Source organism: Phormidium pseudopriestleyi FRX01 (assembly GCF_017313335.1).
Lineage (GTDB): Bacteria > Cyanobacteriota > Cyanobacteriia > Cyanobacteriales > Laspinemataceae > Laspinema > Laspinema pseudopriestleyi.
The window spans coordinates 1-13144 of sequence record NZ_JAFLQW010000289.1; the positions used below are offsets into that span (position 1 = coordinate 1).

Here is a 13144-nt window from a genome sequence, read left to right on the forward strand (position 1 = left end):
GTATTCCCAGAACCATAAATCTTGTAAACGTCTTTGAGTTCAACGATCGCCGATTTTTGTTCCGGACTCTGTAAAGTGGATTGGAGTTGATTTTGAGAGTTCATAATAATCTCTACTTTAGTAAATTCACAAATGACCAATGACAAATGACCAATGACAAATGACCAATAACAAATGACCAATAACAAATGACCAATGACAAATGACCAATAACAAATGACCAATGACAAATGACCAATAACAAATGACCAATGACAAATGACCAATGACCAAATTCAATTACTCACTTCTTAAGGCTACAATCGGGTCAAGTTGGGCTGCACGACGGGCAGGAACCACGCCAAAAAATAAGCCGATGCCTCCAGAGACACTGGTTGCCAAGGCGATCGCCATTCCCGAAACTCCCGCCTCAAAGGGCGTAACTAGGGAAATCAAAAAAATCCCCCCCATCCCAATGCCAATGCCGACTGCACCCCCCGCCACCGATAGAATCACTGCTTCTATGATGAACTGAATTAAAATATCTTGCTGAGATGCCCCGATCGCCTTGCGCAACCCAATCTCCTGAGTCCGTTCCGTCACCGATACCAACATAATATTCATGATACCAATCCCCCCCACCAGCAGGGAGATGCTCGCTACCGCTGTTAGTAACACCGTTAACGCCCCGGTAATCGCATCAAAGGTATTCATTAAATCTTGCTGATTCTGAACGAAAAAATCATCTTCCTCCGTAATTCGATGGCGCAGACGCAGCAAATTTTCAATCTGAAACTGAGCCATTCCCATCCCTTCTTCATTGGCGACCCTCACCCAAATGAACGAGAGCGGCAGTCCATAAGGCGATTGTCGTCCCAGGATTCTATTTGCCATCGTCGTGATCGGAATTAAGGCTGTTTCGTCGTAGTTCGTCCCAAAGGATGCTCCTTTGGGTTTCATCACCCCAATCACTTCTAGACTGACATTTTTGATTCTAACTTTTTCTCCAACGGGGTTGGTATTACCAAATAAAGCAATCGCTAAATCTGAACCTAGCGCTACCACTGGATTGCTGCGCTGAACATCTAATTCATTGAAAAATCGTCCGGTTTCTACCTCAAAGTTGCGGACCGTCAGAAAATCTGGCATAGTGCCAAATATCAATGCTGAAAAGTTTTGATTGCCATAGCGCACCAGTTCGCTGCCGTTGAGTTCTGAGGAGACCCCATTAATGCCCGGAACTTGGGAGGCGATCGCCTTGGCATCGTCCAAGACCAAGGTTTGTGGCGGTCCTCCTAATCTTCGGCTATTCCGATTCCCTGGGGCAATAATCAATACATTAGTTCCCAATGATTCTATTTGTCCGCCAATAAAATTTTGCGCGCCTGACCCGACCCCCACGGTAGCAATTACTGCAGCATTCCCGATAATAATCCCCAACATAGTCAGGGTACTGCGGGTTTTGTTCGCCACTAGGGTTTTAGTGGCCATTTCTAGGCTTTCCCAAAGGTTCATATTTCTCTATCCTTCCCCTAAAATAAATTTTTGATGTTTTCAGCGTGATCTCCCCTAAAACACATTTTATTCCGACCTAAAAATATAAAGATGCAGTAAAAGCCGGGATGATTTTATTTCCAGTTGGACGGCATCCAGATGAGAATTATCTTGGCTTTTATCAAGAAAATGCAAGGGCTGCCAATCTGGAGAAATGTCCCAGGGTTTTCCGTGAAACTTGACCGAGTTTATTGAGGAGCTCGCCAAATTTTAATGGTTTGGTCGGCACTGGCACTGGCAAGGGCCTGTCCATCGGGACTAAAGGCAACGGAGAGAACTCGCCCTTGATGATTGTTAAAGAGGGTTCGGAGGGAACCGTTGGCGACATTCCACAGGCGCAGGGTGCGATCGGCACCCCCACTGGCCAGCAGTTGACCATCGGGACTAAATGCTACTGCTAAGACCCAATCCGCATGACCCGTTAAGGTGCTTTTCAAAGACCCGGTGTTGACATCCCATAATTTGATGGTGTGATCGGCACTGGCACTGGCGAGGGTTTGTCCATCAGGACTAAAGGCGATCGCGGTAATCGGGCTAGAATGCCCTTCAATGGAGCGCCACCTTCTGCCATTGGGCATTCTCCAAAAGCGGATGGTGTTATCGTATCCCCCACTCACCAGGGTATTGCCATCAGGACTGACGGCGATCGCCCAGACAAAGCTGGAATGCCAGTTTAGGGTCCGCCTTTCTCGTTCCGTGGTGACATCCCACAGGATGATGCTGCGATCGGCACTGGCAGAGGCGAGGGTTTGTCCATCCGGGGTGAAGGTGACACCATGAACCGCAAAGGTATGACCCAATCGAGTCCCGGTTAAAATGCCCTGATTCACATCCCACAACTTGATGGTGAGATCCGTACTGGCACTGGCTAAAGCTTGCCCATCCGGACTAAAAGCGAGGGAATTCACATCAGCGGAATGTCCAAACAGGGTGCGAATCAATTCCCCACTCGTCCAATTCCAGAGATTGATCGTATTATCTCGACTGCCACTGGCTAGGATGCTGCCATCGGGACTAAATTTTAGGGTATTTACCCAACTGGTATGTCCGGAGAGGGTTTTGTCTAAAATAAAGCTGGGTCCGGATTGCGGGTTCAGGGTCTCGGTTGAGGGAGGCTCGATTTGGGAATGGGCCACTTGCGAGCGATCCTGGAGGGCGATCGCGAAGGTCAAACTCATTAAGCTAGACAGTAAAAACCACCGCCAAGATAATCTCATGTTCAGGGTCCGATCCTCTATATTTCTTTGGTTCGCGATCAAGAAGATACTCTTTTTTTTTGAAAAGTTCATCTTTAATCAATATTTATACCCTTAGAGGGGTTAGTTTTATGCGATCGGCTAGGTCTTCCCCCCCCTCCATCCCCCATTCCTTTGGTGGCCTTGCTGAGTAGGGAAAAGTTGGACAGATTTCCTTGATGCTCCGGCATCTCCCCCTACCTCCTTAAGTGTTTTTTCACCGGCGAACCTTGGCTATTTTTAGGAGACTTCATCACTTTTACCTATTTTTTATTCTACAATAAAAAGGTCAAATTTCAGCAAGTAAATATTTGGAGACATCTACAAAATATCTGACAATTCAGTTAATCCATTGAGTTTTATCCTCTCAAAAAACAGGGATAAATTCCCCCGCTAATTTGTTCATAAAATCTCTTTCAAATCCATGAAAAAATCCCCTGCTCATAACCGTTGGAGGCGTTTTCACAGGGAGGATGTGGATATTTTCAAGGGTCAGAATTGATGGATTGCCGGTTTTATTGGAGCGGAGGAATGGCATTTAGCTTAGGCATTGGGGAGGCGATCGCGTCTGGATTCAGTCCGCCACCCAGTTATTTCTTCACATAAAAAAAAGCCCCTCGAACATCGGAGGCTCAAAGGCAAGGGATTTAGTCCCTTTTCTCCACGGAATCACCGCAGAGCCAGGATGTCGCGCTAATTCCCTGTTGATGTTTATCAATTATAGATTTGAATGGACACAACTGGACTCGAACCAGTGACCCCCACGATGTCAACGTGGTGCTCTAACCAACTGAGCTATGCGTCCTTGCCAACAGTTTATAAATGTAGCACAAGGTATTTGAAAAAAGCAAGGGTTTTTTTCAAATTTGTTGAATTTCTTGTGAAATCCTGATGAGGAATCGATTTCCGCTAATTCATACACCCAAAAATTACAAATTGCCAACTGATTTTATGGAAATAAGGCCCCCATCACCATCAGAATGCAGGCCCTGTTAACTGACTATTTCTGGCGCTGTAGGAAATTTAAAAAAACACTTGCTTTTTTTAAATTTTTCCTATATTCTGTTTTATCATCACTAAACAACGGTATCTTGACCAATTTACCGGAGATTAAACCGAGGGGGGTATATGGATCATTGGCAACCGATCGCAGACGGAAAAAACCCCTGTGATCAGAACCGCAGATTAGGGAGTGGGGGGTTTAGGCAAGGGACCCTCGTCCGTTGGTGGAAAGAATTGTTTACCGATAACTGGAAGTATCGAGGAATCAAAAAATCGGTTTCATTGTTTCTGGTGGGACTCAGCTTGAGTGCAGCGATCGCCGCTTGTGGGGGTCCCACAGGAGGAGGCGGTGATACCGTCGAACTCACCCTAGTGTCTTATGCCGTCACTCGTGCAGCGTATGAACAAATCATTCCGCAATTTGCACAGCAGTGGAAAGAAGAACATAACCAAGAAGTCACCTTTACCCAAAGCTATGGCGGATCTGGGTCCCAAACCCGAGCCGTCATTGATGGATTAGAAGCCGATATCGTTGCCTTAGCGCTGGCATTAGATACCCAACAAATTGAAAAAGCCGGACTGATTCAACCGGGTTGGGAAGAAGAAGCCCCCAACAATGCGATCGTGCATAAATCCGTTGCCGCTTTAGTCACTCGACCTGGTAATCCCAAAGCCATTAACACTTGGCAAGACTTAGCCAAAGATGATGTAAGTGTCATTACCGCTAACCCCAAAACCTCTGGCGGTGCGCGATGGAATTTCTTAGGTCTTTGGGGTGCAGTCACCCAAACCGGAGGGAACGATACAACGGCTAATGAATTTACCCGTACAGTCTTCCAAAATGTCCCCGTCCTTCCCCGAGATGCTCGGGAATCCAGTGATGTCTTTTTCAAACAAGGTCAAGGGGATGTTTTGATTAACTATGAAAACGAAGTTATCTTAGCTAAACAAAACGGTCAAGACCTTCCTTATGTGATTCCCGAAGTTAATATTTCTATCGATAATCCCATTGCGGTTGTTGATACGAATGTGGATAAACATGGCACCCGGGAAGTCGCCGAAGCCTTCCTCCAATATTTATTTACCCCAACCGCTCAACGAGAATTTGCAAAAGTTGGCTTCCGGCCTGTAGATCCAAGCGTTGCTGCTGAATTTACCAATCAATTTCCGCCGATCCGAACCTTGTTCACCATTGCTGACTTAGGGGGATGGGATGCGGTTCAAACTAAATTCTTTGCTGATGGCGCTATCTTTGACAAAATTTTAAGCGGAGTTAGTCGATGAGCGTGCATTACAGTTCACGGAACAAAGAACCTGCTCATGGCCCCGATATAGCGGTTATTGAGCGGTGCCCCTAGAGTCGGCCATCTGAATTTTATTGCTAAAATACCGGGTCTTTCTTGAAAATGAGTCGCTTTTTATCCTGCAATTTCTTCATCCGGTGGGTGGTTGTTTTCCTATCGGGAATTAGCTTGAGTTTGGCGATCGCTGCCTGCACAGGTAATCCGGGTAATGGTAATCCCCTTGAACTGACCCTCGTCTCCTACATGGTGACCCCTTCTGCCTATCAAGAAATCATTCCCCAATTCCTAGAAACTTGGAATCAGCAGCACGATCGCAAGGCAGTGATTCGCCAAAGCTACGGCCCTTCCGGGACCCAAACCCGCACAGTTCTGCATGGACTCGATGCCGATGTTGTCGCCCTAGCTTTAGCCTTGGATATCCAACAACTGGAAAAAGCGGGATTGATTGAACCCGGTTGGGAAGAAGAAGCCCCCAATAATTCTATCGTTACCCGTTCTGTGGCAACCATTGCCACTAGACCCAATAATCCCAAAGGCATTCAAACCTGGGCGGATTTAGCGAAAGATGATGTACAGGTGGTCCTAGCTAACCCGAAAACCTCTGGGGGTGCGCGGTGGAGTTTTCTAGCGCTTTGGGGTTCCGTCATCCAAACTGGAGGAACGGCAGAGGAGGCGCGAGCCTTTACCCAGAAAGTGTATGAGAATGCAGTGGTTTTGTCTAAAGACTCTCGGGAAGCCACGGATGCTTTTGTAGGGCAACGCCAGGGAGATGTGTTGGTGAACTATGAAAATGAAATGATTTTAGCGGGATTGAACGATCGCCCCCTGCCGTACTTTGTCCCGGAGGTCAATATTGCGATCGAAAATGCTGTTGCGGTGATTGATGAAAATGTAGATAAACATGGGAATCGGGAACTGGCTGAAGCATTTGTCCGCTACTTGTTTACCCCCGAAGCTCAAACCGTTTTTGCTCGCTACGGGTTTCGGCCTGTAGAACCCACGGTAGAGAGCAACCAAGGCGATCGTTTTCCTGTGGTTAACACCCCATTTACCATTGAAGATTTGGGCGGATGGGATACCGTACAACAACAGTTTTTTGACGAAGGGGCAATTTTTGATGAGATTCAAGCTAATTTATACCGTCCCTAAAATCTGAGCAGTTTGAAAGGCATCTGTTCAATCAGATGAAGCTCTCACATCAAGCCTTTTATTGACTTTACCCCGCAAGTTTTAATCATGGGAATCTTAATTCAGGACGTTTCTAAAAATTTTGGTTCATTTTTAGCCATTGACCAGGTTAATCTCGACATTAAAAGTGGATCTCTTCTGGCTCTTTTAGGACCTTCTGGGTCTGGCAAATCTACCTTACTGCGACTGATTGCCGGACTAGAACCACCGGATCAAGGTGAAATTTATTTAACCGGAGAGAATGCGACTAAAATCCGTGTCCAAGAGCGAAATATTGGCTTTGTGTTTCAGCATTATGCGCTGTTTAAACATATGACCATTCGTAAAAATATTGCCTTTCCCCTAGAAATTCGTAAGGTTTCCAAGCCCCAAGTTCGTGAGCGGGTGGAGCAGTTGTTGGAGTTGGTTCAACTCCAAGGGTTAGGCGATCGCTATCCGGCGCAACTCTCTGGGGGTCAACGCCAGCGGATTGCGTTAGCCAGAGCCTTAGCCGTACAACCCAAAGTTTTGTTACTGGATGAACCCTTTGGTGCATTAGATGCCAAGGTCCGTAAAGAACTACGGGCTTGGCTACGACAGTTGCATGATGAAGTTCATGTCACCACAGTTTTTGTCACCCACGATCAAGAAGAAGCGATGGAAGTCGCCGATGAAATTGTGGTGATGAACAATGGTCGGGTGGAACAAGTGGGGACAGCCAGCGAAATCTATGATCAACCCGCCAGCTCGTTTGTAATGAGTTTTATTGGTCCGGTGAATGTTCTTCCAATTAATTCAGGACTTTGTACAACTCAGGCTCCTGTTTCACCCTCGGATAAAATATTTTTGCGTCCTCATGATTTATTAATTAAAACCAACCCGGAACCTGATTTTGTTTCGGCAAAGGTAACGCGCTTGGTTCACTTAGGATGGGAAATCCAAGTGGAATTGGTCTTAGAATCTGGGTCAATCTTGACGGCGCAATTAAGTCGAGAGCGTTTTGATGAACTTCAATTTGAAGCGAACCAGTGGGTTTATGTGAAGCCTAAAGAAACCAGAATATTTCCCGGAATATTGGAGTATAAATGAGATTTTCAGTAACCTAGTTATTTTTAAGCGCTTCGTTTTCTCTAGAATTTGAGTTCAGATTTTTCTGAGCTTTTCAAAAATACTAGAGTTCCCTGCCTGTCAAATTCTATTAAAATTTAGGGTCATTCATTTTGGTTATCTTATGGGTATTTCCTTAAATAAGCATCACAAAAATTTACTAACCTCTCTCAATGGCCTACTCAATTTATCTTGGCCTTGGCGGATCACGATTGGCTATCTGAGCATCATGCTGTTACTGCCGATGAGTGCTTTGTTGTGGATGTCGGCGACAAAAGACCCCAGTGAATTTTGGCGAATTGCAACCAGTCCGGTAGCCCTATCTGCTTATGATGTCACCTTTGTTACCGCTTTTGTTACTGCGTTAATAAATGGCGTATTTGGGACTTTAATTGCTTGGGTTTTAGTGCGCTATGATTTTCCTTTTAAGCGGATTATTGATGCAGCCATTGATTTGCCCTTTGCCTTGCCAACAGCGGTGGCCGGTTTGACGATCGCCACGGTTTATAGCCCAACAGGTTGGATTGGTTCCCTGCTTGCACCCTTTGGTATTCAAATTGCCTTTACCCGGTTAGGAGTAGGCATTGCCATGTTATTTATCTCCCTTCCGTTTGTAGTGCGAACCGTACAACCTGTTTTAAGGGAACTAGAAGTAGAAGTCGAAGAAGCCGCTTGGAGTTTGGGCGCTTCTAACTCTCAAACCTTTTGGCGAATTATTATTCCCCAGTTGATTTCACCGATTTTAATTGGAGTTGCCTTGGGATTTTCCCGGGCGGTGGGAGAGTATGGTTCGATTGTGATTGTAGCGTCAAATATTCCGTTTAAGGATTTAATCGCCCCGGTTTTAATTTTTCAACGGTTGGAACAATATGACTACTATGGGGCAACAGTGATTGGCGTCGTACTATTAGCGGTTTCTTTAGCGATGTTATTCGCAATTAATCTCGTGCAAGCTTGGGGAAGACGTTATGCTTAAACCGATGAGTGATGATCCGGCACAGAAGAGTGGCAATTCACAAAAGCAAGAAAAATGGGTCCAGAGGATTGCCATTGGGGTGGCGATCGCCTACTTAGGGTTGGTTCTGTTCATTCCAGCATTTAATGTCTTTTATCAAGCCTTTAGAACCGGGTTCGGCCCCTTTTTTACCAATTTTAGGGACCCCAATTTTTTACAGGCGATTCAGCTAACTGTCATCGTTGCAGCAATTGTACTCCCAATTAATACCATCTTTGGATTATGTGCCGCATGGGCGATCGCCCGCCATAAAATTCCCGGTCGAGCGTTCATTGTCAGCATCATTGACTTGCCATTTTCCATCTCACCCGTTGTCGCTGGGTTGATGATTGTTCTGCTTTATGGACGAAATGGGTGGTTTGGTCCCCTGATTCAATCCGCCAACATTCAGATTATTTTTGCCTTACCCGGAATCGTGATTGCCAGTTTATTTGTAACCCTCCCCTTTGTCGCTCGTTCAGTGATTCCCGTGTTGGAGGAAACGGGACCCGAACAGGAAGAAGCCGCAAAAACCTTGGGCGCAAATGATTGGCAAATCTTCTGGCGGATTACTTTACCAAATATCCGCTGGGGATTACTCTATGGAGTCATTTTAACCAATGCCAGAGCAATGGGCGAGTTTGGTGCGGTTGCCGTCGTCTCTGGCAACTTGATTGGAAAAACCCAAACGTTACCGTTATTTGTAGAGGAAGCTTATAAGCAGTATCAAACCCAGTCGGCATTTTCCGCAGCAGCATTGTTAGCTTGTCTGGGATTGATCAGTTTAGTGGGGAAAGAAATTTTAGAGCGTCAACAGGGGGGTTCGAGGCGAATTGGCACTCGCAAAGCTTGAGTTTGTTCTGGGCGATCGCCCGGTAACTCCCAACGCTCAACTCTTGACCTTTTAAATTGGCTTTAAGCGGGTTACTTTGACTTTTTGTCCCTTTTAAACTCTTAAAAAAAACAGGGTTCTAAAATCATTCTGGCTTCGGTTAAATGCCGAAGTTTTTTCTGCTTATCCCCAATATTTCGCCCCTGTAAAGGGGCGTTAAAGGAGATTTATAGATTTTAGGACTCTTCTTGAGGACCGAACACCATCTGGAGCAACATGGGTTCACCCCCCTCTTCGTGATAGCGATCGGCCCACTGGCGGATGACTTCATCCAACTCTTCCATCGCTTGGTCCATGCGATGAGAGGGAATATCCAATTCCTCCAACAGCCGCATCGTTTTCGGTTGCCGTTCTGCCCAATCCTTCATCAGGCGGAAGTAGCGCGCCGTATCCTCCACCATGACGTAGGTGCGCTCTTGGTCATCTACGGGAGAATAAGAGGCCCGAGTCAGGGCGTAAAAGGGCATTCCCCAAGGGGAATTAATCCGCGTCACTGTTCCCGAGTAAACCAACCGCCGCTTGATATGTTCTGCTAAGGCTTCACTCAGAGGCATCCGTCTGTCTGGCGAAAAGTCCTCCTGCGATCGCGCGTGCAGAAACTCAATCAATTCCATAAACTGGAAGGAGTTGATCAGTTGAGCATCGGGAATATTATTCGGAAGTTGACGCTCAATTTGACGTTTTTCTTCACTCGTCAAATTGTTTCCCGGAATCCGAGGCAGCCCAGGTCTCCACGAATACTGTTCCAGCCACACATAAGGAAACTGGATCAGATAGCGAGGCTCCTGGGAACCCAGCATCTTCAACAACTTACCTTTTGTTAAGGCTTCTTTAACTTCCTCAACAATCGCTTTAACGCGCTTTGGCTCAATGTGGTGCAGATGACCTGTCATTCGCAGGTTCTCATCCTGCTCCAAATAGGTCATGTAAATGGCACATTTGGCTGCTGTTGCCGCTGCATCCAGAAATGCTCCGTGCCGGTGCCCACTGGTTCTCATGGCACTGAAGGCCAGATATATCATGATCTGATCCATTGCGCTGGGGCTAAGGCTTTTGATCAGATCTAAGTCGTTGCTCATCACATTCCTCAATTACGGATAGGTCAAGGTAGTTGCACCCTTCTCCGTTTATTGTTGTCCATGATGGTTGCAACTCACCGGACAATTGTTTTTGCCGGTTAGGGCTGACTGGACTGTAGCCAGACTCGCAACCTCCGACTCCTTCTGCTGAAGGATTAGGCTGTCGATGAATAACAGTAGCTTACCCCAATCACAGGGGTAAAAGCATCACCGGACTGTTAACTCGCGATCGCCCCTAGAACTGAACTCTCGGACGCGATGGAGTCACTGATCACTCCAATGGCTGACAAAGGGTGCGACAGAAACCGCGATAATCTCCCACACCACGGGCATTGTTGTCAAGACCAGCCGATCTTTCCACTCCTGCCGCCTCTGTGCTTTAGGAAAAGACATCTTTTCTAGCCATCAAACTCCGCTGTCCAGATTGGTCGGCGATCGCTTCTGGATTGATTAACTGCCTAAAATTATATCTTGCCTTGAATAATCATGGCAATAGAGACTTTTGCCAATCAAACTCTTGAGCCCAGGAGTGAGCGATCGCATCAAAGCCGTTGGTGTTCTATCCGTCTTCCTCATCCTCTCAAAAAATTCGGTTCAATCTTATCCCCAATCCTAGAGAAAGACGATAGAAATTTAAGCCGTTAGTTCTTCAACAATGATCCAATTTCCAGCGGAATTCTGGCGGCCCCAAATTTTTAGGCGTTGCTCATTTTGGCACTTTTCTAATTGACCGTTTATTTCTGCACGCAAGGTCACCAGACTCCAAGTTTGACCTGCCATTTCTACCGGATGCGTCAGGATGAGCGCATAGTCCTGCAATCCTTTTTGTTGAAATATTCCGATAAATTGTTGGCAATTCTTAATCGAGTGAACTGCAACGGAGGATTTGAGATGAGGTGAGACTGTTTTTTGAGTTTTTGGGATTTCAGAACTACGAACTGGGGAATGAATTTTACCCTGGATGGGGCGATCGCCACTGAGAGGATATTGGTCTGGATTTTCTAAATAAAATTTCTGGCACTCTAACCAGTCCTCATGGTCAGGAGTGAGATTAAACAGAGGGACCAGGGCTGCTGGGGCGATCGCATCCTGTAATAATGCAACTTGCAACATCCGGACAGGCAAATCCCTCGGTTGACAATTTTTTTCCACACAAAGCGCTGCTGCCATTCCTGCTGCTTGTCCAATTCCCATCACCACAGGTTGGAGACGAGTGGCCCCATTGGCAATATGAGACACAGAAATATTTTTTTCACAAACTAACAGTCCCTCAGTTTCTAACGGAACCAAAGACCCATAAGGAATCGTAAAAGGCGTCCCAGTCCAGCGCCCACCCCAGCGAATTGATTTAGGTGCCAGATTGAAAGAGGGGTCCAGACTTTCTAAATGGGGGTAATGATGATCATTGGCATAATTTCCCAAGGCGATCGCATCACAGAATCCTGACTCATCCCTCGATAATTGAGCAACAGCCCCCCCAAACCCAGGCAAAATATCCTGTTCTGTGATGGTTTTCACCCCCACCAAACGCCTACTTTCTCGATAATAAGGATGCAAAGCGTAAGCCCCACCGCCCAAAACAGCTTTTTTTGAAAAATTGCTGTTGCCTTCAACTCCTTTTATAGAGAACGGAAAAATATCCTCAGCCAACCCATAACGAGGTCCTAAATGGGTTTGGATAAAACGTGCAAAACTTTGGGAATGCGATCGCGCCTCTTGCAGAAATACGAACTGAGACGCTGCCGTTTCCACCAGTCGTCCCACCCCTTCTCCATAATCATTGCCTTGGATAGGCCAATTAATCATGAAACGATTTCCAGGTAATCTGCCGTAATTGAGAAAAGAGTCAGGGCCGTAGTTATCCCAAGCCCCCAAAAAGCGATCGCCATCCTCAATCGGAGGTGCAGGAATTGCGGGTGCAGTCTCTCCTTCCCCATAATCCTGCATCACCACCACCCAGGTAGGCGCTTGTACGGGATACCGTTCCGTTAAGGGATTGGGTGCAACAGGAGCACTGGGTTCATGAAAATCCCCTTGAAATTCCCAACCCCAACGATAGGGAATTTCTGCCAAGGCGAGTAAATCTCCCAGTTCCGTCCCATCCAGGGTAATTTGGGCTTTGACAATCACATCCGGAAACCGAACCCCTGCGATCGCATCTCCGTCGCGCAAGACTTCCACAGGAACTTGTCCAGAAATCCAGTGCAGATTCGGCAGTTCTTTCACCCAATCTGCAAAAATTTGGGCAGCAGTGCGTGGATCAAAGGTAAAAAAACTAACCCATCCATGATCTAATCCTTCCCCTTCACGACATTGCAGAGATTGCAGGAAATCACCCCATAAGCCTGTTTGAAACGCAGAGAGTTCATTACCATCGGGGGCCGTTACCCCTGCACTGGTGAACATTCCTCCCAACCAAGGAAATTCGCTCACTAAAACCGTGTTAGCACCCCGACGCGCCGCTTGAATTGCCGCAGCGGTCCCACCTGTACTGCCACCCACGACTAAAACATCAGCTTGGAGTTCGTTCATAGAGATAGAAATAGAGAGCAAAAGTTAAATCTGCAAAAACCCGCACCCTCAAGGGTGGGGCTATACGGACGAAGCCAGCGGGCGCGGGCTGTCATAAAACACTTTATCTGTAGGGGACCGTCAGGGCGATCGCCCCTGGGGGAGTCTCAACCCTCGTGTTAGGCTAAATTCATCCAAACTGCCTACTCCACAACCTTTCCGGAGGTCAAAATGTCCAGTTCAACGACCCAGAGTTTAATTGAAACGGCGATCGGGCAACTGCAACAACTACCACCCCAACAGCAGCAACAAGCCTTAGA

9 protein-coding genes and 1 tRNA gene are annotated in these 13144 nt (G+C 46.7%); 5 read left to right on the forward strand and 5 right to left on the reverse strand.

Features of this window, described 5'->3' with window-relative positions; all coding sequences use genetic code 11:
• Window positions 1–279 precede the first annotated feature (279 nt).
• The 3 genes from J0895_RS10840 to J0895_RS10850 all read right to left on the reverse strand — a co-directional run bounded on the left by J0895_RS10840 (window position 280) and on the right by J0895_RS10850 (window position 3573).
• Window positions 280–1494: an ABC transporter permease gene (locus J0895_RS10840; RefSeq protein ID WP_207088111.1), complete on the reverse strand. Its 1215-nt coding sequence runs from the start codon at window positions 1492–1494 to the stop codon at window positions 280–282.
• Between the two features lie 227 nt (window positions 1495–1721).
• Window positions 1722–2750, reverse strand: a complete 1029-nt coding sequence (locus tag J0895_RS10845; protein ID WP_207088112.1) for a WD40 repeat domain-containing protein — start codon at window positions 2748–2750, stop codon at window positions 1722–1724.
• A gap of 749 nt (window positions 2751–3499) precedes the next feature.
• Window positions 3500–3573 (reverse strand) — tRNA-Val (locus J0895_RS10850).
• 323 nt (window positions 3574–3896) lie between these two features.
• Here J0895_RS10850 and J0895_RS10855 point away from each other — a divergent pair.
• The 5 genes from J0895_RS10855 (at window position 3897) to cysW (ending at window position 9195) form a co-directional block, all read left to right on the forward strand.
• Entirely contained in the window at window positions 3897–5054 is a 1158-nt protein-coding gene (locus J0895_RS10855; RefSeq protein ID WP_242541201.1) for a sulfate ABC transporter substrate-binding protein, read from the forward strand.
• A 161-nt stretch (window positions 5055–5215) separates the two neighbouring features.
• Window positions 5216–6223 (forward strand): sulfate ABC transporter substrate-binding protein, encoded by a 1008-nt coding sequence (locus J0895_RS10860; protein WP_340643493.1) that lies wholly within the window; start codon window positions 5216–5218, stop codon window positions 6221–6223.
• A gap of 87 nt (window positions 6224–6310) precedes the next feature.
• Window positions 6311–7330: a sulfate/molybdate ABC transporter ATP-binding protein gene (locus J0895_RS10865; protein ID WP_207088114.1), complete on the forward strand. Its 1020-nt coding sequence runs from the start codon at window positions 6311–6313 to the stop codon at window positions 7328–7330.
• A 142-nt stretch (window positions 7331–7472) separates the two neighbouring features.
• A complete protein-coding gene (gene cysT / locus J0895_RS10870) occupies window positions 7473–8324 on the forward strand; it encodes a sulfate ABC transporter permease subunit CysT (protein WP_277989821.1) in 852 nt (283 codons plus the stop codon).
• Window positions 8317–9195, forward strand: a complete 879-nt coding sequence (gene cysW / locus J0895_RS10875) for a sulfate ABC transporter permease subunit CysW (protein WP_207088115.1) — start codon at window positions 8317–8319, stop codon at window positions 9193–9195. The genes cysT and cysW overlap by 8 nt, the downstream gene beginning before the upstream one ends.
• Window positions 9196–9410: 215 nt before the next feature.
• On the opposite strand, the gene hetR is transcribed toward cysW, so the two are convergent.
• Complete coding sequence (gene hetR, locus J0895_RS10880) at window positions 9411–10313, reverse strand: heterocyst differentiation master regulator HetR (protein WP_207088116.1); 903 nt, start codon at window positions 10311–10313, stop codon at window positions 9411–9413.
• Between the two features lie 633 nt (window positions 10314–10946).
• Entirely contained in the window at window positions 10947–12845 is a 1899-nt protein-coding gene (locus tag J0895_RS10885; protein WP_207088117.1) for an FAD-dependent oxidoreductase, read from the reverse strand.
• Window positions 12846–13144: the final 299 nt, after the last annotated feature.